This window comes from Brevibacterium sp. XM4083, from assembly GCF_006489205.2.
Lineage (GTDB): Bacteria > Actinomycetota > Actinomycetes > Actinomycetales > Brevibacteriaceae > Brevibacterium.
The window spans coordinates 785,236-804,296 of the sequence record NZ_VFYR02000001.1; the positions used below are offsets into that span (position 1 = coordinate 785,236).

The 19,061-nt window shown below is 67.6% G+C and carries 18 protein-coding genes; 6 read left to right on the forward strand and 12 right to left on the reverse strand.

Annotation, left to right across the window (positions count from 1 at the left end; genetic code table 11):
• Positions 1 to 43: 43 nt before the first annotated feature.
• Positions 44 to 844 carry an NAD(P)-binding domain-containing protein gene (locus FJ887_RS03375; RefSeq protein WP_137824303.1) on the reverse strand — a complete coding sequence of 267 codons (801 nt, stop codon included), beginning with the start codon at positions 842 to 844 and terminating at the stop codon, positions 44 to 46.
• A gap of 43 nt (positions 845 to 887) precedes the next feature.
• Positions 888 to 1,940, reverse strand: coding sequence for a helix-turn-helix transcriptional regulator (locus FJ887_RS03380; protein WP_137824302.1), 1,053 nt, complete (start codon positions 1,938 to 1,940; stop codon positions 888 to 890).
• A 107-nt stretch (positions 1,941 to 2,047) separates the two neighbouring features.
• On the opposite strand from FJ887_RS03380, the gene FJ887_RS03385 reads away from it, so the two are divergent.
• Positions 2,048 to 2,449, forward strand: a complete 402-nt coding sequence (locus FJ887_RS03385) for a VOC family protein (protein WP_137824301.1) — start codon at positions 2,048 to 2,050, stop codon at positions 2,447 to 2,449.
• A gap of 48 nt (positions 2,450 to 2,497) precedes the next feature.
• Here FJ887_RS03385 and FJ887_RS03390 read toward each other — a convergent pair whose 3' ends face one another.
• The 4 genes from FJ887_RS03390 to FJ887_RS03405 form a co-directional block, all read right to left on the reverse strand.
• Entirely contained in the window at positions 2,498 to 3,592 is a 1,095-nt protein-coding gene (locus FJ887_RS03390; RefSeq protein WP_137824300.1) for a carboxylate-amine ligase, read from the reverse strand.
• A 134-nt stretch (positions 3,593 to 3,726) separates the two neighbouring features.
• A complete protein-coding gene (locus FJ887_RS03395) occupies positions 3,727 to 4,563 on the reverse strand; it encodes a MetQ/NlpA family ABC transporter substrate-binding protein (RefSeq protein WP_137824299.1) in 837 nt (278 codons plus the stop codon).
• Positions 4,564 to 4,642: 79 nt separating this feature from the next.
• Positions 4,643 to 5,317, reverse strand: a complete 675-nt coding sequence (locus FJ887_RS03400) for a methionine ABC transporter permease (protein WP_137824298.1) — start codon at positions 5,315 to 5,317, stop codon at positions 4,643 to 4,645.
• Complete coding sequence (locus FJ887_RS03405) at positions 5,314 to 6,288, reverse strand: methionine ABC transporter ATP-binding protein (protein ID WP_137824297.1); 975 nt, start codon at positions 6,286 to 6,288, stop codon at positions 5,314 to 5,316. The genes FJ887_RS03400 and FJ887_RS03405 overlap by 4 nt, the downstream gene beginning before the upstream one ends.
• 390 nt (positions 6,289 to 6,678) lie before the next feature.
• Here FJ887_RS03405 and FJ887_RS03410 point away from each other — a divergent pair, with 390 nt between their 5' ends.
• Positions 6,679 to 7,920, forward strand: coding sequence for a metallophosphoesterase family protein (locus tag FJ887_RS03410; RefSeq protein WP_249356437.1), 1,242 nt, complete (start codon positions 6,679 to 6,681; stop codon positions 7,918 to 7,920).
• Positions 7,921 to 8,029: 109 nt separating this feature from the next.
• Here FJ887_RS03410 and FJ887_RS03415 read toward each other — a convergent pair whose 3' ends face one another.
• The 3 genes from FJ887_RS03415 to FJ887_RS03425 form a co-directional block, all read right to left on the reverse strand.
• Positions 8,030 to 8,254 carry a CDGSH iron-sulfur domain-containing protein gene (locus FJ887_RS03415; RefSeq protein WP_171006949.1) on the reverse strand — a complete coding sequence of 75 codons (225 nt, stop codon included), beginning with the start codon at positions 8,252 to 8,254 and terminating at the stop codon, positions 8,030 to 8,032.
• A 5-nt stretch (positions 8,255 to 8,259) separates the two neighbouring features.
• Entirely contained in the window at positions 8,260 to 9,369 is a 1,110-nt protein-coding gene (locus tag FJ887_RS03420) for an iron-containing redox enzyme family protein (protein WP_249356434.1), read from the reverse strand.
• Between the two features lie 126 nt (positions 9,370 to 9,495).
• Positions 9,496 to 9,648, reverse strand: a complete 153-nt coding sequence (locus FJ887_RS03425; protein ID WP_171006948.1) for a hypothetical protein — start codon at positions 9,646 to 9,648, stop codon at positions 9,496 to 9,498.
• Between the two features lie 38 nt (positions 9,649 to 9,686).
• Here FJ887_RS03425 and FJ887_RS03430 point away from each other — a divergent pair, with 38 nt between their 5' ends.
• A complete protein-coding gene (locus FJ887_RS03430; protein ID WP_137824296.1) occupies positions 9,687 to 11,225 on the forward strand; it encodes a hypothetical protein in 1,539 nt (512 codons plus the stop codon).
• A gap of 76 nt (positions 11,226 to 11,301) precedes the next feature.
• On the forward strand, positions 11,302 to 12,912 hold the full coding sequence (locus tag FJ887_RS03435; protein WP_137824295.1) for a hypothetical protein: 1,611 nt from the start codon (positions 11,302 to 11,304) through the stop codon (positions 12,910 to 12,912).
• Between the two features lie 229 nt (positions 12,913 to 13,141).
• On the opposite strand, the gene FJ887_RS03440 is transcribed toward FJ887_RS03435, so the two are convergent.
• Positions 13,142 to 14,260 carry a glycosyltransferase gene (locus tag FJ887_RS03440; protein WP_137824294.1) on the reverse strand — a complete coding sequence of 373 codons (1,119 nt, stop codon included), beginning with the start codon at positions 14,258 to 14,260 and terminating at the stop codon, positions 13,142 to 13,144.
• A gap of 393 nt (positions 14,261 to 14,653) precedes the next feature.
• Between FJ887_RS03440 and FJ887_RS03445 the strand changes: the two genes are divergently transcribed.
• Together FJ887_RS03445 and FJ887_RS03450 are read left to right on the forward strand one after the other, a co-directional pair.
• Positions 14,654 to 16,156, forward strand: coding sequence for a hypothetical protein (locus FJ887_RS03445; protein WP_137824293.1), 1,503 nt, complete (start codon positions 14,654 to 14,656; stop codon positions 16,154 to 16,156).
• Between the two features lie 51 nt (positions 16,157 to 16,207).
• The gene (locus FJ887_RS03450) at positions 16,208 to 16,681 is read left to right on the forward strand and encodes a GtrA family protein (protein WP_249356432.1); all 474 of its coding nucleotides are present in this window, start codon (positions 16,208 to 16,210) and stop codon (positions 16,679 to 16,681) included.
• A gap of 62 nt (positions 16,682 to 16,743) precedes the next feature.
• Here the strand turns inward: FJ887_RS03450 and FJ887_RS03455 are convergent, their stop codons facing one another.
• Both FJ887_RS03455 and FJ887_RS03460 read right to left on the reverse strand, forming a co-directional pair.
• Positions 16,744 to 18,045: a DUF6716 putative glycosyltransferase gene (locus FJ887_RS03455; RefSeq protein ID WP_249356431.1), complete on the reverse strand. Its 1,302-nt coding sequence runs from the start codon at positions 18,043 to 18,045 to the stop codon at positions 16,744 to 16,746.
• A 31-nt stretch (positions 18,046 to 18,076) separates the two neighbouring features.
• Complete coding sequence (locus FJ887_RS03460; protein ID WP_137824291.1) at positions 18,077 to 19,060, reverse strand: polysialyltransferase family glycosyltransferase; 984 nt, start codon at positions 19,058 to 19,060, stop codon at positions 18,077 to 18,079.
• Between the last annotated feature and the right edge of the window lies 1 nt (position 19,061).

Consider the following 19,061-nt stretch of genomic DNA (forward strand, 5'->3'; position numbering starts at 1 on the left):
TGCGAAGTTCGAGATTCCTCGCTGCAGTGGTCTTGCTTGGTCATCAGGTCTGCGGGGCGCCCGTCACCCGGGCGAGCACCGCGTCGAGGGCGGCCGAGAGGTGCTGCCGGTTGTCCTCGTCCATCCACTCGCTGCGCACCTGCGCGTTGATTCCGCCGGGGGTCTCGTGGGCGGCGACGAGATCGGCGATGGGAGTGTCGGTGTCGGCGAGCGTCGTGCCGAGGCCGACGAACTGACCGCGGACGACCGCCTCGGCGTCGGTCCTGGCCCACCCCTGGGCGATGAGCCATTCGGTGATCGTTAAGAGGTAGGCGAAGTGCGCGGACATCGTCGCCGTCGTCGCCGACAGCGTGCTGAACATCGCTTCGGTCTCCGCGACGACCGTGCCGCCGAGGCGATCGAAGAGCGCTTCGACGGGCGCGTTCCCCGGGTGGACGGCTGTGAGTCCGCGGCGTTCGCGGACCGCCGGCAGCGGGATGACGCGCACGACGTCCGGGCGGTGGGGGAGCAGAGTCTCGAGGGCGGCGACCGAGACGCCGGCGACCGCGCTGACGAGGGTCGTCTCCTCGGGAACGTCGAGCTCGGTGAGGACCTCCTCGACCTGTTGGGGAAGGACGGCGAGGAGGACGCGGTCGCTGCGGTCGATGACCTCCTGGTTGGACGCGGCGACCTCGACGTGAGGATAGGTCTCGGCGAGGCGCGCCGAGTGCGCCGCTCCGCGCGGGGAGAGGACGATGGCGGGAGCGTCCGCCGGGGGGCTCTCCTCTGCTGCCTGTGTGCAGAGTCCGTCGACGATCGCCGCGGCGATCTCCCCGACTCCGATGATGCCGAGCCTGGTGCCCATCCTCAGTCCTCCTGCGGTCAGCGGTGACTTACTCTGCATTGTGTCATCCGGGCCCCGCCGGCGGGGCGGAGTCGCCGTAGCGCGTGACGAGTTCGGTGCCGATGCGGGCGAGCTCGACGCGCACCGCGGGTGGGTCGAGGACCTCGATCGTCGACCCCCACCCCGCGAGCTGTTCGGCCAGTGCTGCCGTGAGGTTGGCCCCCACCTCGGCGATGGCGGTGTCCTCATCCGTGGAGATCACGGTGATCTGCCGTCCGAACTGCTGCGTGAGGATCGGCAGCACCCAGCGGGGACATCGCACTCGCGCTGTCACTGCCGACCGCAGGGCTTCGACCTCGTCGACGTGAGCCGTCCAGAAGTCGGTGAGGTCGATCTGTCGGTGGAGGTCCTCGGTCGGACCGGGCCGTGACAGTGCGTCGGGCTCGATGGTGACCTCGGCGTCGGTGAGGGCATCGATCCGGTCGACGGCGAAGGTGCGCACGGTGGCCTCCCACCCTGATCCGTGTGCGGGCACCTCGGCGGTGACCTCGTGGGCGACGAGGTACCAGACTCCGGCCTTGGCGACGAGTCCGACGGGACAGATGGTGACCGTGCGTCCGCGGCCGTCCCTGGTGCGATAGCGCATGCGCCGGTGGGTGCGCGACAGCAGTGCAGAGCGGAGCTCGCCGAGGTGTCCGCTCATGTCCACGGAATCCTCACCGCCGCTCGCACGTCCCCACGGCGAGTGGTCGTAGTGGACGGTCGTGGCGAGGATCTCGGCCTCTGCCCGCTGGCTCTCGGGGAGGGCGCGGAGGAGCTTGCGGGTGGCGACGCGCGTCTGCGGGGAAGCGAGACCTGCGGTGCCGAGCATCCAGAACAGGGCATGCGCCTCAGGGGAGCGCAGGCCCGTGAGGTCGGTGCGGGCGCCACCGAGCAGCTGCCACCCGCCGCCGCGTCCGGGCTGGACGTACACCGGAACACCGGCCGCCAGGAGCGCCTCGAGGTCTCGTCGCGCGGTGGCCACGGAGATCTCGAGCTCGGCCGCCACCTCGGCGGCGGTGACCTTCCCCCGCCGCTGGAGGAGGAGAAGCAGGGCGAGAAGCCGATCTGCACGCATAGGACAAGTATGCGCATAAAAGTGATCATAGGGTGAGCACTTTGCCTGGAAGAGTTGCTCTCAGCGGCAGCCAGCGGGGGTGCCGCCGAACCGCACAAGGAGCCGACATGAGCACTCTCAGAGGACTGACGACCATGGTGCTGACCGCCGACGATGTCGAGGAGGCCGCCACCTGGTACTCCAGGGTCCTCGGCATCGCGCCGTACTTCCGGCAGCCGCCCGACGGCGACCCCGCCTACGTCGAGTTCCGCATCGGTCCCGACGAGGACGAGCTCGGGATCATGAGCAGGAGCTTTGCTCCCGACGGCACGTCGGCAGGCAGCAGCTCGGTGACGTACTGGTTCGTCGACGACGTCGCGGAGGCGCTCGCTGATCTCGTCGCTCGCGGGGCGACGGGCCATGCGCCGGTGACCCCGCGGGGTGAGGAGTTCGTCACCGCCTCGGTGACCGACCCCTTCGGCAACGTGCTCGGACTCATGCACAGTCCCCACTGGCTCGCCCGGCACTGAGGAACCCTGCTCGACTCACCTCCCGTCAGCGGGAACCAGGCGCAGCGGTCAGGAGTGAGGCTCGCGCGACGTCATCTGCTCGCCGGCGAAGGTGAGCAGCCCGGACACGCCTCCGCGAGCCAAGGCGGCCCGCTGCCGGTGCGCACCGGTGCCGGAGTGCAGCAGGCGGCGAACACCGGTGCGCACGCGTTCGTCATCGCCGTGGGCCGCCAGGGTCGGCTGTGCCCGATCGACCGCGGCCCACACGGCGGCGGACGCTGGCACGGACCTCTGCACATCGGCATCCATGAGGGTCGCTGCGGTGCCGAACCGCGCAGCCTGCCAGTGGGCAAGGTCGATGAGGGCGGTCGGGATCGGATCGGTCACCGGGTCCTCGATCTCGACTTCGACGAGGGAGCGGATGAGGAGCGCGAGGGTGAGTGCGTCGTCGGCGCTCAGCTGCACATCGCAGGCTCGGATCTCCACGGTGCCGTGCCGTGGTGACAGGCGCGCCAGCCAGCCCACCATGGACACATCGCTGATCACGTCGGTGCGCTGGAGCGCTGCGATGTGGGAGTCGTAGTCGGCGGCGTCGGCGAAGTGGGGAGGAGCGCCGTTGACCACCCAGCGGCGGTACTGGATCGATCTCCAGCTGGCGAAACCGCTGTCGGTGCCTCGCCACACCGGAGAGTTCGCGCCCAGGGCAGTGAGCACCGGCAGCCACCGACGGATCCCATTGAGCGCGCGCACGCCGGTCTCCTGGTCGGGAACACCGACATGGACGTGCATGCCGTTGATGAGCTGTTCTGCGGCGATCGCCGGGGCCAGCGCCGTCATCTCCCGATAGCGCTCACCGTCGCTGGTCGCCGCAGGGACATCCGCGAGTTGAGGTGCAGTGCCGAGCGCCGCGGTGCTCAGCCCCAGCCCGTCGGCTGTCGCCGCGAGCGACTCGCGGAAGCCGATGAGAGCGTCGAACCCCTCCGCGGCGGTCCGCAGCACGGCGGATGCGTACTCGACCTGGCAGGCGAGCCACTCGGTGGTGATCTGCCCGCCGGACGGCGGGATCGCCGACAGCGCCCTCAGCTGCTCGCTCGAAGGCGCAGCGGGCAGCAGAGTGGCGCGGTCGAAAAGGAGGTACTCCTCCTCGATTCCGAAAGCGGACAACTGGCCTCCTCGGTGCCCTCATGCGCGTGTGCTGCCCGCGTCGTCTCCCGCCAGTAGGTCATCCGGCGGTGCCGTCTGTCAAGCTCCCGCACCCGCCCGGCAGCGGCGGGTGCGGGTCACCGGACCGAGATCGATCAGAAGCTCGGGAGGACCGATCCGTCCGCCCACTTCTCCTCGATGAACTGCTTGACCTCGGGGGAGTGGAGCAGGTCGTTGAGCTTGGTGATGTTCTCGTCGTCCTTGTTCTCCGTGCGGACGGCGAGGAAGTTGCCGTAGGGGTTGTTCTCCGCCGATTCGAGGAGGATCCCGTCCTCGGCGGGGCTGAGACCGGCCTCGAGGGCGTTGTTGCCATTGATGACCGAGGCGTCGACGTCCTGGAGGGTCCGTGCCAGCTGCGCGGCATCGGCCTCGACGAACTCGATGTTCTTCGGGTTGTCACGCACATCGGAGAGCTTCGCGCTGACCGCGTCGACCCCGTCGTTCAGGGTGATGAGCTTGGCCTCTTCGAGCATCTTCAGGGCGCGACCCTGGTTCGCGGGATCGTTGTTGATGCCGATCTTCGCGCCGTCGGGCAGATCGTTGACGTCCTCGACCGTGTTCGAGAACAGGGCGAAGGGCTCGAGGTTGATCGGTTCGAAGCCGGTGATCTCATACCCCTGGCCCGCGATCTCGGAGTCGAGGTACGGCTTGTGCTGGAAGTAGTTCGCGTCGATGTCGCCGTCGGCGAGCGCCTTGTTCGGCAGCGTGTAGTCGGTGTACTCCTTGACCTCGATGTCGAGGCCCGCGTCGGCGGCGAGGTTCTCGTCGACGAACCGGAGGATGTCGCCCTGCGGCACCGGGGTCGCCCCGACGGTGAGCGTCGTGACGTCCCCGTCCTGCTGGCCGACGGTGTCGGTCCCGCCGCCCATGAGTCCGCAGCCCGAGAGCAGCAGGGTCGCGGATGCGGCGACGGCGATGAGCTTGGTCTTCATGACTCTCCTAGATGTGTGTCGTGTGCTGGTGAGGGTCGGTGGGGCCGGGACCGCTCGGGTCCCGGCTGGGGTGGGTGCCTCAGCGGTGGTCGACGAGGCGGGCGATGCGGTCGCCGATGAACTGGATGAGGGCGACGATGACGACGAGGACGATGATGCACGCGATCATCGTGTCCGACTGGTAGCGCTGGTACCCGTAGGAGATCGCCAGGGCACCGAGCCCGCCTCCGCCGACGGCTCCGGCCATCGCCGTGTACGACACGAGCGTCACCGAGGTGACCGTGGCCGCACCGATGAGACCGGGCAGTGCTTCGGGGATGAAGACCTGCCTGATCACCTGGCCGTTCGAGGCCCCCATCATCAGCGCCGCCTCGACCTTGCCGTCGGAGACCTCCCGCAGGGCGTTCTCGACGAGGCGGGCGTAGAACGGAATCGCCCCGACCGTGAGCGCCACGACCGTGGCCTGCCAGCCGAGAGCGGTGCCGACCATGAACCGGGTGAACGGGATGAGCGCGATCATGAGGATGATGAACGGGATCGACCGGGTGATGTCGACGATGAGCGAGAGCACCCGGTAGACGATCGGGTGCGGACTCAGCCCGCCCTTCGACGTCGTGAACAGCCAGATCCCCAGCGGCAGGCCGAAGAGGACCGCGAGGCCCGTCGACCACACGGTCATGAGCAGGGTCTCGATCGTCGCCGGCCACATCTGGTCGGTGATCGCGGGGTTGTCGAACCACATCGGATCGTTCACTTTGCTGCCACCTCCTCGGCGTGGATGCCCTCGGAGGCGAAGGCGATGACGAGCTCCCTGGCCTGCGCGGGGCTCGCCACGGAGAAGCGGATGCGACCGACCTGACGGTTCTCGACCGTCTCGACGGCGCCGGCGAGGATCGCTTCGGCGTCGAGGCCGACGGTGCCCGCGCTGCGGAGCACGGCCGGCAGAGTCGTGCCGGCAAGTGCGACCTCGACGATCCCGGTGTCACCGTCGCCGAGTCCGACCGGGGGCAGGGGGACGAGATCCTTGGCCAGGGTCGAACCGGGCTCGGAGATCACCTCGGCGAGCTTCCCGGTCTTCGCGACCCGACCGTCGGCGAGCAGCGTCACGGAGTCGCAGATCTCGCGGACGACGGACATCTCGTGGGTGATGATGAGGACGGTGATGCCCAGCCGGTCGCGGAGGGAGCGGATGAGGCCGAGGATCTGCTCGGTCGTCGAGGCGTCGAGGGCCGAGGTGGGCTCGTCGCAGAGGAGGACCTTGGGTTCGGCGGCGAGCGCCCGGGCGATGCCGACGCGCTGGCGCTGCCCGCCGGAGAGCTGCGCGGGATGGTTGTCGACACGGTCGCCGAGGCCGACGAACTCGAGGAGCTCGCGGGCCTTCGCATGGCGTTCGGCCTTGCCGACTCCGGCGATCTGGAGCGGATGGGCGACGTTGTCGAGCGCCGTGCGCGAGTCGAGGAGGTTGACGTGCTGGAAGACCATGCCGATGTTCCGCCGCGCGCGGCGCAGCCCGCTGCCGGTCTGCTGGGTCAGGTCGGTGCCGTCAATGGCCACGGTTCCCGAGGTGGGACGGTCGAGTCCGGTGAGGCAGCGGATGAGGGTCGACTTTCCGGCACCGGAGCGTCCGACGATGCCGTGGATCTCGCCTGCGGGAACGCTGAGGTCGATCTCCTCGAGCGCGACGGTGTCTCCGAACACCTTCCGCAGGCCGCGCAGTTCGATCACAGGCTCAACTCCTCGTTGTCGTCTCCGGCTCCCCGGCTCGGTGGAGCGCAGGGTCCGGAGTGCTTCATGGTTCATGGGGGTGCTCAGTGCTCATGAGCGCAGGACCCGGCCGTGGCCGGATCGCGTCGTTGGCCCGCCGCCTGCGACGGTGGGGCAGGGGCGGGCAGTTCAGCATGTCAAAACGTCCGACCGCCGAGGTGCTGCCCAGGACATAAAACGTCGCATTGGCTGACCAACGTGACGAACACCTCAGTGAACAGATGGGGTCGGGGATTCGTCGGCGAGAGTTACCCCGCGGTTCAGATGTGCGTCATTGTCCGTCCATAGCGTGTCTGCCCGTGGTCTCCTGCGGTCCCGTGCGGAGACGAAGACTTCTCAGAGAGGTGGACGATGAACGACGAGAACCCCCACAGCGCCGAGGCGGCCGGGCGCGGCGGCTGGAACCGGCGCGGCATGCTCCAGGCCGCCGGAGCCACGGCCCTCGGTGCCGGACTGGCCGGCCTCGGGGCGATGCCCGCGGCCGCGAAACCCGGCAAGTCCAAGGGCAATGGCGCGGGGAACTCGGCGCAGGAGGGGATCGTGCGCAAGGAGCTGAAATTCTCCTCCTCCGGGGCGTTCACGATCGTCCAGTTCAACGACACGCAGGACTCGCACCGGACCGACGTGCGCACCACTGAACTCCAGAACGCCGTGCTCGACGATGTGAAGCCGAACTTCGTCGTCATCAACGGTGACGTCATCAACGGCGGACCGGGTTCGGTGACGGAGGTCAAGCAGGCGATCAACAACGTCGTCCTGCCGATGGAGGAGCGGAAGATCCCGTGGGCGCTGACCTTCGGCAACCACGACGAGGACAGCACCGGCAAGACCGGTTTCGACGAAGCCGACATGATCGCCTTCATCGACCAGTACGAGTACAACCTCAACACGACCGGTGCCGACGTCACCGGCACCTCGAACCAGGTTGTCACGGTCGCGGCCTCGAACGGCAATGCCGACGCCTTCGCGATCTGGCTCCTCGACTCCGGTCGCTATGCGCCCGAGGAGATCGCCGGACAGGACTTCGAGGGCTACCCCGATTGGGACTGGCTGCGCTATGACCAGGTCGAATGGTATGCGGAGACCTCCCGGGCGCTGGAGAAGAAGGCCAAGCGCAAGGTGCCGGGCCTCGTGTTCCAGCACATCGCCCTCCACGAGCATCGGGCGATGTGGTTTTCGAGCATCGACTCGCGCACCGACGCCGACCACGAGCGTGCCGTGAAGAAGCACAGCATCGTCGGTGAGCGCAACGAAGCCGAGTGCCCGGGACCGTTCAACTCGGGTCTGTTCAATGCGATGCTCGGCCGCGGCGACGTGCGCGGACTCTTCGTCGGCCACGACCACATCAACAGCTACAGCGGCAACTACTACGGCATCGAGCTCGGCTACTCGCCGGGCACCGGCTTCAACCCCTACGGTCTGCCCGGGGCGGAGAAGAACCGGATGCGCGGGGCCCGCGTGTTCACTCTCGACGAGGGTGCCGATGGCGTCTACACGGGGTCGGAGATCAAGTTCGCCCGCGACTACGGCATCGACACGAGCTCGGGCAACAAGCCGGGTGAGCCCGCGGAGTTCCCCTCCTACGTGAAGTGAGCTGATCTCGCCGAGGCGGGGCTGCGTGGTCGCTGATGAGGCGGCGGATGCGCAGCCCCGCCTTCGCCGTCAGGGTTCCTGCTGGCAGCGGAGCCGCCTCGGCGATGTGTCACTCCGGGGGTGGGGGAGCCGGGGCCCGGAAGCCGACGAGGCGGTGGCTGCCATCGCACAGGGGCGGGATTCCGCTCTTGCCGCAACGGCACAGGGCCACGACTCCGCGGTCGGTCACGGTGTCCTCGCGACCGGGTCCGGCAAGGATCGCGAAGCTGCCGCGCACGAGCAGCGGCCCGTCGGGACACGGAGTGATCGTCGCTGCGGGTTCGCTGTCGTCCATGGGGATCACCCTTTCTCAGACACCGTCGGTGCCCGGAGTGAGGTGCGGTCGTTCTGCCAGCTCTCCAGCATGTGGGTCCCCGTCAGTTCGTCGAGGTGGAGGCAGGCCCGGGCTCCGAAGAGGATGTCGGCGATGAGGCTCGGATCGTCGTCGGCGGCACCGCCGGCGAGGTCTCGGCCGGCGATCTGCTCGTGCACGGCATCGGCTTCGACATGTTCGTCGAAGTACTCCGTGACGTCCGCGCCGTACCCGTGTCGGCTGAACGCTCGCGAGTAGAGGCGGTTGGGGATCGACGAGGTCATCTCGAACGCAGCGAGATGCCCGATGGTCGCTCCCCGCAGGCGCCGGCTGAGCCCGAAGAGGTTCATCGCATTCAAGGCCGCGAGAGTGAGCGCCGGAACCTCGTCGAGGTAGTGGTCGGGCTCATCGCTGAGGCCGTAGCCGCGCATCGTGCGGGCGAAGATCTCCGCGTGGACCCGGTCGGGGGCGCCGCCGCCGTACTCGTCGGCTTGGATCTCGACGAGTGCTGCCTTGGCGCGGCCCCGCAGGCGGGGGATCGCCCACGAATGCGGGTCGGCCTCCCGGAGCGTGTAGATCGACTTGTGGATGAGGAATTCCCGCAGCTGATCTGCGGTCGCATGACGCGATGCCCAGGTCGCGAGCGTCGGCTGCGTGACCTCGGCGGTCATCGCGAAGAGGGCCTCTGAGACTTCCTCTCCGCTGGTCGGTTCCGGATCCGCGGTGGCGGTGCGCTCTCGCAGGGCGGCTTCGAAGGGCTCCTCGATGCTCCGGCGCAGCGCGATGAGGCGCGGATCCCACTCGACGTCCCCGCGGACGAAGGGGGCGGGCCCGGTGTGGAGGAGGTGGAGGAGGAAGAGTGACAGCTGGAGGTCCTCGTCGGCGACGATGTCCGCAGTCTCCCGCAGCGCCACCGGGGCCGCCTCGTCGAGGCGCTGCCACAGTGCGGCGGCGGAGTCCCGGTCCGCCTCGGTCTCCTCATGGGTGAGCACCGCGAGCAGCGCCGCACTCAGCGGTCCTCGCGGTTCGGGGGTGCCTCCTGGCAGGTGTGTCGCCGCGGTCCCGTCTGCCGCCGGCTCGAAGTGTGTGGTCGTCACCTCTGCTCCCTTCTCTCCAGCGCGGATCCGTCTCGTCTCAGGGTGCAATCTTCCTTGTTCGATGAAATAGCATGCCCGGCGATCGGTCAAGTGTCATTGCACGGCGCAGTCCGCCCGGTGAGCACATCACAGGGAGATCTGCTGCTCGTCTCGGGCACACTGAGGTCGGACCACCTCGGCGAGTTTCGTCACAGACGACGACGGGATCGCCAGGTAGGAGCCGTGGAGGGCCGGGTCGGCGGTGCCGATGGGATAGAGTCGATGAGGTTGTTTTCGCACGCGGTGATCCGTGCGCTGATTCCTCGAAGGACCTGCTCATGCCCTCGCCCGAAATCCCCTCTGCTCCGACGCGTGTCGATTCGACGACGCGTCCCGACTATCGGTCGGCGAGGGCGCGGATCCACCTCGCGCTGCTCATCGTCGTCACCGGTCTGCTCGCCGTCGGCACCACCGTGGTATTCGCACCGGGCGGCATGAACCCGGACACCCGATGGCAGCTGCATCAGGTCCTCGGCAACGAACCGCTCTCGGACTGGCATCCGGCGATCATGACGATCACCTGGATGTGGCTCGCGGAGCTGACCGGGCACGCCTCTGCGGTGCTCTACGTCCAGGTGCTGCTCATGTTCGTCACCGGGTTCGGGTTCGCCCTCTACCTCTTCGACGTCACCCGGTCGCGGGCCTGGTCCTGGGTCGGGCTGCTCTTCCTCCTCACCCCGCACCTCTTCACGTACATCGGTGTGCTGTGGAAGGACACGCAGATGGCGGAGATGTTCTTCGCCGCGGTCGTCTGCGCGCTGCTCGCGCAGCGGTTCAAGCGCCTGCGGTGGGTTCTGCTCATCATCGGTCTCATTGCCCTGACGTACGGGACCGCGGTGCGCAAGAACGCGTTCTTCGCCGTGCTGCCGCTCATCTATCTGCTCTCGTTCTCCGTCTTCGCGATCCGCTCCGCGCGTCCGCGGACATCGTGGCGGAAACGGCTGCTCTCCCCGGCGTTCGCGGCGACCACGGCCGCGGTGCTCGTTCTCGTGCTCGGGTCGGGAGCGATCCTCAACGCGATCTATCAGCCGCTCAAGACCCATCAGGTCTCCCAGGTGATGCTCGACGACGTCGTCTTCACGGTGCCCGGCTCGGAGCTGAGGACCACCGACATGGACCCGCAGCTGCGGGAGAACCTCCTGGCCGCCCAGAAGGTCTGCCGGGAGAAGGATGCCTATGAGGACTCCTACTGGCGCTGCTACGGGCGCGGGGCCGACGGGATCTACACGGCGATCGAGCACGTCGACGAGCTGCAGGACCTGTGGGTGCGCACGGTGCTCACCCGGCCCGACCGCTACCTCCTCTACCGCACGCAGACCTTCTCCCATCTCCTCTTCGACAACTACACCGACTGGGACGGCGCGACGGTCGAGAACGACCTGGGCTGGGAGACGAAGTACAAACAGGCCAACGATGCCGCGGAGACCTACGTCGAGAAGTTCGGGGCGCGCGATCTCTCATGGCTGTTCACCGGGTGGTTCTGGCTGCTGTGCGCAGTGCTCGGACTCGTCTGCGTCCGTCATGTCCGGCGCCTCGAGGCCTCATCCGGTCTCGCCCACCTGATGACGACGGTGACGACCCTGAGCCTGTCCGCGCTCATCTACATCGTCGGGTACTTCCCGATCGTGCCGGCCAATCACTTCCGCTACATCTACTGGCCCGCGCTGGCGATGAGCATGGCCGCCATCATGCTCGCCGCCGCCGGTTCGCTGGCGTGGAAGGCGAGACGACGGCCCGCGCCTGACGACCCGGGCGCGCCTGCCGACCCGGGCGCGGGAGCCGACCCGGGCGCGGGAGCCGCGAGTCCCGGCGACTGATCGGATAGAGTCGTTCAGGCTGTTCTCCGCCCGTCCGGCGGCGGACCAGTGCGTCAACCCTCTGAAGGATCCCCACATGCCCTCTGCCGACCACCCGGCGTCCGACCGGCCTGCCGTTCCGCTGCGACCCGACTACCGTTCTGCCTCGGCCAGGATCCATCTGGCTGTCCTCGGTGTCGTCGCGCTCGTGCTCGCGATCGGCACCAGCCTCGCCTTCGCGCCGGGCGGCATGTACGCGGACACGCGCTGGCAGCTGCATCAGGTGCTCGGCAACGAGCAGCTCTCGGATTGGCATCCGGCGATCATGACGATCACGTGGACGTGGCTCTTCGATCTCACCGGACACGCCTCGGCGATCCTCTACGTCCAGGTGTTCCTCATGTTCGGCATCGGCCTGGGCTTCGCGCTCTACCTCTATGACGTCACGCGGTCCCGTGGCTGGTCGTATGCGGGACTGGGGTTCCTGCTGCTGCCGAACATCTTCACCTACATCGGTGTGCTGTGGAAGGACACGCAGATGGCGGAGGCGTTCTTCGCCGCTGTGGTCTGCGCGCTGCTCGCGCAGCGGTTCAGGCGCCTGCGCTGGGTGCTCCTGGCTGTCGGTCTCGTGGCGCTGACGTACGGGACCGCGGTGCGCAAGAACGCGTTCTTCGCCGTGCTGCCGCTCATCTGGCTGCTGGCGTTCTCGACGTGGACGATCTGGTCGGCCCGAATCGCGCGGTCCTCACAGCCCGCCGAGGCGGAGGCGGCGGCGACCTCCAGGCCGTCCCCGGAAGGCACCGAGGCGGCCGCCACCGAGTCCGGACAGCGCGCCGAGGCGGGGCGGTCGATGTGGAGGCGGATCCTCGATCTGCGGTTCGTCGTCCTCACCGGAGCGGTGCTCGTCCTCGTCATCGGTTCAGGAGCGATCCTCAACGCGGTGTATCAGCCGCTCAAGACGCATCAGGTGTCACAGGTGATGCTCGACGACGTCCTCTTCACCATTCCCGCCGCCGAGCTCAAGACCCTCGACACCGACCCGGACCTGCGGGACAGACTCGTCGCCGCGCAGGCCAAATGCCGTGAGGCAGGATCGTACGAGGACGCGTACTGGCGCTGCTACGGGCAGGGGGCCGACGGCATCTACACGGCCATCGACCACACCGAGGAACTCCAGGACGTCTGGCTGTCCGAAGTCGTCACCCGTCCCGATCGCTACCTCATCTACCGCACCCAGACGTTCTCCCATTTCCTCTTCGACAACTACGCCGAATGGGGTGGAACGATCGTGGAGAACCCGATGGGCTGGGAGGTGAAGTACAAGCAGCTCAACGACGCGGCGCAGACCTATGTCGAGAAGTTCGGCATGGAGGACCTGCCGTGGCTGTTCACCGGCTGGTTCTGGACGATGCTGTCCGTCGTCGCCCTTGTCGCGCACCCGCGGATCCGCCGCCTGGGGGAGGCCGCAGGCTGGTCGCACCTGGCGACGGCGGTGACGGCGATGAGCCTGTCGACGCTGATCTACGTCGTCGGCTACTTCCCGATCGTGCCGGCCAACCACTACCGGTACGTCTACTGGCCGGCCATGGTGATGACGATGTGCGCGATCATGATCGCCGCTGCCGCACAGATGGCGTGGAGGGCGAAGCGCCGGAGAGCCGTGAGGCTCGGCGCGGACGCCGAGGCGGAGCGAGGGAACGACGACTGACGGCCCGTGAGGTGACGACTGACCGCCCGTGAGGTGACGGTTGACGGCCAGTGAGGTGAGGCGGCCGAGGCCGGCGGTCGTCTGAGAGCAGGGAACGCCCCGTCCGGACGGACGGGGCGTTCTGTGATGCTGGGGCTGGGGCCGTGCCGCTGGGGCTGGCGCTGTGTCGCTGAGACTGGCGCTGTGCCGCTGGACCTGCTCAGCGGAGGCGGACTCTCGGGCGGTCGTCTCAGGGGCGGGTGACGTGCAGCCGGTTCTGCGGTGCGGCGCCGCTCGACCCTGCCTCCGACCCCGGCTTCGGGGACGTCACGCTCGACTCCTGGGTCGGGCGCTCGATGGGCGCGTCGTGCTCCTCCTGGTCCTTCGACAGCGGCGTGGGGGCGCCGGCGGACTTGAGAGCCGGGATGACCGGAGCCACCGACTGCAGCCCGAGGTAGTGGAGGCGCGCGAGCTCACGACGACCACGGCGGATGCCGTCGAGGATGAGTCCGATGCTGCCCATCAGGATCGCCAGGAGCATGAGGATCGCGGCGAGGAACGCCGTCGGGAAGCGGGGGACGAGGCCGGTGTTGAAGTATTCGACGATCACCGGAATGCCGAGGATGAGCGAGAGCGCGCCGAAGATCAGCGTGAGCAGGCCGTAGTAGAGCCGGGGCCGCTCGTGCTGGACGAGCTGGGTGATGAGGCCGAGGATGCGGAAGCCGTCGCCGAACGTCGAGAGCTTCGACTCGCTGCCGTCGGGGCGGTCGCGGAAGCCGACGGGGTATTCGGCGCTCGGCAGGCGCAGGGCCATCATGTGAACGGTGAGCTCGGTTTCGATCTCGAAGCGCTTGCTGATCGCCGGGAACGATTTGACGAAGCGACGGGAGAAGACCCGATAGCCCGAGAGCATGTCGGTGACATGCGACTTGAACAGGCGGCTGGTGAGCCGGTTGAACATCTTGTTGCCCGACTCGTGGCCGGGCCGGTACGACGAGGTCGCCTGGGTGTCCTGCCGGACCCCGAGGACATGATCGTAGGGTCCCTCGAGGAGCAGATCGATCATCGCCGGTAGATCGGCGGCCTCGTACGTGTCATCGCCGTCGATGGTGACGTAGATGTCGGCTTCGATGTCGGAGAACGCCCGGCGGATGACGTTGCCCTTGCCGGTGAAGTATTCGTGGCGGACGACCGCACCGGCGGCGAGGGCCTCTTCGACGGTGCGATCGGTGCTGTTGTTGTCGTAGACGTAGACCGTCATCTCGGGAACTGCGGCCGAGAGATCACGCACGACCTTGCCGATCGTGATCTCCTCGTTGTGGCACGGCACGATCGCCGCGATGCGCAGTCCGGTGGGACGGTCGGTCATATGAAGCTCCTTGGGGATGCCGTGAGTGCGTGCGAGGGTGCACAGGGCTCCGGCAATTATAGCCAGTTGCCAGGGTCGACACACCGGACGCTCAGCTTCCTCGCGGGCGTCACCTGGGGCGGCGGCTCGTGGGCAGACTCCGTCTGTGGTGAAGCGCACAGGCGCTGCCGTCGGGGGAGCCGTCAGCGACCCCACCGGACGGCGAGTTCGCTCTCACCCGGCCGCTGTTGCATGGCGAGCAGGTGAAGTGTCGAGGAAGCATCTGTGAAGTCGTGCGGATTTCTCCGCTGTGCGAAGTCGGCGCGGTTACGGTAGTCGCTTGACTGAGTCACCGGGCCGCGACCACCGCGCGGCCCGATCCCCGACCTCGACATCAGTTGCTGAGGAGCCCCCATGAACTCTGCGCGATCGATTGCCCGTTCGAGCTGGGTGTGGGATGTCGTCCTCGGTGGTCTGAGCATCGGGTGGGCCGTCGTCTTCGTGCGCCTCTACGCCCCCGGTCGCGTCAACGTCGACATCGCCAACCAGTACGCACAGGCGGTGGGCGCGATCCCGTTCTCTGATTGGCACCCGCCCGTCATGGCCGTCGTGTGGCGCGGCCTCATCGACCTCACCGGAGAGCAGGCGAGCCTGTTCGTCCTCCAGACCGGCCTCATCGCCGGGTCGTGCTGGGTGCTCGGTGCCATCATCCACCGCTGCGGGGCGCCGAGGTGGGTCAGCCTTCTCGGTCCCGCCGTCATGGTGATGCCGTGGACGCTGTCGCAGATGACGACGCTGTGGAAGGACACGCAGATGGCCGCGGCGCTGCTCGCCGCCATCATGCTGCTCACCGTCGCGCGCCTCGTGCCGAAGACGTGGCCGCTGTGGGTGCCGGCACTCGTTCTGATCACCTACGCGGTCGGGCTGCGCAAGAACGCCGTATTCGCGATCATCCCCATCGCCGTCTACCTCGGGTGGTGCCTCGTCACCGCACTCGCTGCGCGGCGGAGTCGACGTCACGGGATGGCCGCTGTCGAGACACCCCCGTCTCACCGGACGCGGGCGCGCGCGGTGCTCGCCACCGCCTCGGCGGGAGTCGTCGTCCTCATCATCCTGGTCGGCGGGGTGAAGGCGACTGATGCGATCATCGCCGCCCGCTACGATGTTCAGCCCACCGGGCAGATCTCACAGGTCCTCCTCGACGACGTGATGTTCTCGGTGCCCGACAAGGAGCTCATGGCCTCCGACGCGCCCCCGGAGCTCAAAGCGAAGATCGGTGCGGCCCGCCCGAAGTGTCTGCAGATGGGGGAGATCTGGGACGCGTACTGGAACTGCTACGGCAAAGGCGCGACGGGTGAGAACTTCAGCCCGATCGCCGACCAGGACGCACTCAGGCAGCTCTGGCTGGACACCGTCATCACCCACCCGCTGCGCTACGTCGAGTACCGGGCAGCCGTGTTCTCCTATTATTTCTTTTCCTCCAGCCTCGAGTACTGGCCCGCGGAATGGCATGGGGAGGGGACGAAGGTCGGCTACGCACAGGGTGACGAGAAGGCCGACTACCTCTTCCGCCCGTATGTCGAGGACTTCGCCCTGGCCACGTTCCCGATGGTGTTCAAACCGTGGTTCTGGTCTCTGCTGGGGGTGCTTCTCGTCGCCGCTGCGCTTCGCCTGAGACGAGCCGAGACCTCTCGCGGCTCAGCTCCCCGGCCGACCCCCAGCCTCGTCCCGGAGATCGTGATGCTCGCCACCTCGGCGCTGTGCTATGTCGCAGGTTACTTCCCGATCGTGCCGGCCAACCACTTCCGATACACCTTCTGGCCTGCGCTTGCGGTGACCGTCGGCGTGGTCCTCACCCTGGGAATGTGGTCGGCGCGACGTGGGCACGTTCAGCGAGTCCGGAAGCAGACAACATAGAGTAGAGCTGTCATGCAAGAGTCTGTCTCGATTCGGCTTCGGCGCCTCGCGGTGGAAGCCTTCAAATTCCTCACCGTCGGCGGCGTCGGTTTCATCGTCGACGTCGGACTCTCGAACCTCCTCACCTACGGGCTCGGCCCGGTGCCTGCGCTTCTCGAGGGCAGCCCCATCAAGGCGAAGATCATCTCGACGATCGCCGCGATGATCGTCGTGTGGATCGGCAACAAGCTGTGGACCTACGGGGATCGCACCACCGACTCCAATGTCCGCGGCATCATCCTCTTCATCGCCGTCAACCTCGCCGGCATGGCGATCTCCGTCATCCCGCTCGGCGTCACCTGGTATCTGCTCAACATGCGCGACCAGCTCACCTACAACATCTCGACGAACGTCATCGGCATCGCCCTGGCCATGGCCTTCCGGTTCTACGCGTACCGGACATGGGTGTTCAAGGCAGCATCACCCGCCGCCGAGGTGGTCGTCGAACTCGACGAATCGAGCTCGGTCACCGACGACCGCAGCTGAGGGCCACGGACCGGTCCCAGAGTCCTTCGAAGGTCACCGCCCAGCGTCCCCGTGCGTCGTGCTCAGCGGCCGTACCGAATCCGCCTATAGGCCTTGACGACGATCGGCGGGGTGTAGATGCGGGCTTCGGCACGCAAGAGCATTCGCTTCTGCTTGAGCACGGCCTTCCGGCGATTCGGCAGCTGTCCGGTGCGGGACCGGGTGGCGAGCAGGCCGAGGCTGCGACGCAGACTTCCGTCATCGATGTGGAAGTAGTTTCTCGCCAGCCACTCCTCGCTGGGAAAGCCGATTCTGCCCGCTGCGACATCGGCGAGACTGCCAGTCGCGCCCGAATCCGCGAAGACTTCGTTGAGCAGTGCCCGGTCGAAGCCGAAGTCCGAGATGAGCAGGGTGGGAATGTCACGGTCGATCGATTCGAGCGCCGCTGTGGAGGAGAGCGTGACGAGCGCCGAACCGGGGGTGAGGAACGCCGTGAGCGGACCGTAGCCGATCTCGAGACGATCGGCTCCGGGCACCTTGCGAGCCTTGAACTCGTCGATGATCTCGAAGTACGAGTGCTGCTCGCGGTGCGTTTCGTGCTCGCCCGGCCGGGACCGCATCTTCACCACGGTGCGGGAATCGGGATGCCGGAGTGCGAACTCCACGAGTGCGGCGATGATCGACTCACGCTCGGCGGCCGACTCGGGCACCTTCGCCTGCGGGGCGAAGACCAGGGTCGTCGGCACCCCTGCCGGTGACCCGCCGGCCGGGCGATCCGGCACGCCCGGCGAACGCAGCATCGGGAGGCGGGCGAGGAGGATCTCGGCGGGCACCCGCCGCAGCGCGCTGACGGCCCGGTACTCGTCCACCTCGGTGAAGGAGTGGGCGAGGAACGCATCCATGAGTCTGCGGTAGTTCATCCCCTTGCCGCTGGCCGGCAGTCCCATCCCGGGCAGTCCCGAGACGAGCGCGGGACGCGGTTCGAGTGCACTGGCGGTGAGGAACAGCTGGGCGACGATGGGACCGGTGGCCGCACCGAGAACGATGTCGGGCGCGTGATTGGCGATGACCTCGCCGAGTTCGCTGCGGCTGATGATCGGAACCTCATGGCCCTCCCACGCGGTACCGGCGATCGCATGGGTGATCTGCTCGTTCGTGGGAAGGATCGGATTGTCGATGAGGTAGACGTGGGCCTCGACATTGGGCAGCGTGCTCAGCAGCTGAGTCGCCCACTTGAGGTACGACTCGCTGTCGGAGACGGAGACGACGCTGATCGTCTCCCGCTCCGAGCGGGCGCGCGCGGAGTCCTCGGCACCGACGGAGCGAGCAGTGCCGGCGGGCGCGGCCGGGGTGCCGGCAGGATGCGGCGTGACGGTGTCGGCCACCGGAGTTTCGTGCTCGGAGGCGTGAGGGGTATCAGGAATCGAGATCACCGGCCACAGTCTGTGCGTTGAGGGACGTACGCAGACTATCGGGAGACGTCCCGGTCCACCATTCACGGGGGATCTCCGTGACATCGATGCGGACATCGGGGTTGAGCACCGCCAGGGAGACTGCCGCCGTGCTCGGGAGGCTGCGGATGACCGATTCCGCCGGCAGGTTGATCAGGCGCAGTTCGATCGGCAGTCCGACGTGTTTGATCCGCACCCGGTCGTCGGCTCCGAGCTTCGCCAGGAACTCCGCGGACTCACGACGGTGCGGGTAGTAGGTGATCGGACCGGCGGCGAGCAGACCCTCGAGCCAGGCGAGGTAGGCCTCTTCGCGGATGAGTCCGTCAGCGGCCAGCGAGGATCCGATGACCGGAGTGTCCCGCGAATGGCTGCCGCCGGTGGGCAGCGACTGGAGGTGTTCGAAACGATGCCGGGTGATCTCCGCCCCGGTGCGCAGAAAGGCATTGCGCAGCGCCTTCGGCACGGGAAGCGCGGTGTGCCAGCGGAGCTTGCCCCCGGAGGCCAGGCCGCGCAGTCGGTCGGCGACATAGGCGGCCATGACCTCCCGGGACGGCTTGAGCTTCTGACGTGGGCGCACGAGCGGTCCCCGCTTGGCGGCGAGGGTCTCAATCGTCGAGTACGTCGCCAGCCCGTCATCGAGGATGACGATCTCCGGCATCCGCCGTTCCAGGTACGCCATCGACAGCGCTTTGTGCACCTGGCCCGAGCAGGCGTCACCGATGTAGATACTCGACGGCGACATCTTCCTGAGGATGCCCGGCTTGGCCCCCTCGCGTTCGAGGCGAACGCGCTTGGGCAGCCAGGCGGGGTCGAAGGCGTCGAGGAACGACGTCATCCCCTTCGCGTTCGCGCGAGCTCGGATGAGCAGCTCTTCGTGCGGTTCGTGCGCTTCGAGCGCGGAGAGGAACTGGAGAGGCGATTCTGCGAAAGCGATCGCCGTGCGAGCCATG

Excerpts from the sequence above, each read along its gene's own strand:
- FJ887_RS03385 (WP_137824301.1), top strand. The coding sequence starts at position 2,048 with ATGAGCACTCTCAGAGGACTGACGACCATGGTGCTGACCGCCGACGAT.
- FJ887_RS03435 (WP_137824295.1), top strand. The coding sequence starts at position 11,302 with ATGCCCTCTGCCGACCACCCGGCGTCCGACCGGCCTGCCGTTCCGCTG.
- FJ887_RS03430 (WP_137824296.1), top strand. The coding sequence starts at position 9,687 with ATGCCCTCGCCCGAAATCCCCTCTGCTCCGACGCGTGTCGATTCGACG.
- FJ887_RS03410 (WP_249356437.1), top strand. The coding sequence starts at position 6,679 with ATGAACGACGAGAACCCCCACAGCGCCGAGGCGGCCGGGCGCGGCGGC.
- FJ887_RS03415 (WP_171006949.1), bottom strand. The coding sequence starts at position 8,254 with ATGGACGACAGCGAACCCGCAGCGACGATCACTCCGTGTCCCGACGGG.
- FJ887_RS03395 (WP_137824299.1), bottom strand. The coding sequence starts at position 4,563 with ATGAAGACCAAGCTCATCGCCGTCGCCGCATCCGCGACCCTGCTGCTC.
- FJ887_RS03380 (WP_137824302.1), bottom strand. The coding sequence starts at position 1,940 with ATGCGTGCAGATCGGCTTCTCGCCCTGCTTCTCCTCCTCCAGCGGCGG.
- FJ887_RS03445 (WP_137824293.1), top strand. The coding sequence starts at position 14,654 with ATGAACTCTGCGCGATCGATTGCCCGTTCGAGCTGGGTGTGGGATGTC.
- FJ887_RS03440 (WP_137824294.1), bottom strand. The coding sequence starts at position 14,260 with ATGACCGACCGTCCCACCGGACTGCGCATCGCGGCGATCGTGCCGTGC.
- FJ887_RS03460 (WP_137824291.1), bottom strand. The coding sequence starts at position 19,060 with ATGGCTCGCACGGCGATCGCTTTCGCAGAATCGCCTCTCCAGTTCCTC.
- FJ887_RS03375 (WP_137824303.1), bottom strand. The coding sequence starts at position 844 with ATGGGCACCAGGCTCGGCATCATCGGAGTCGGGGAGATCGCCGCGGCG.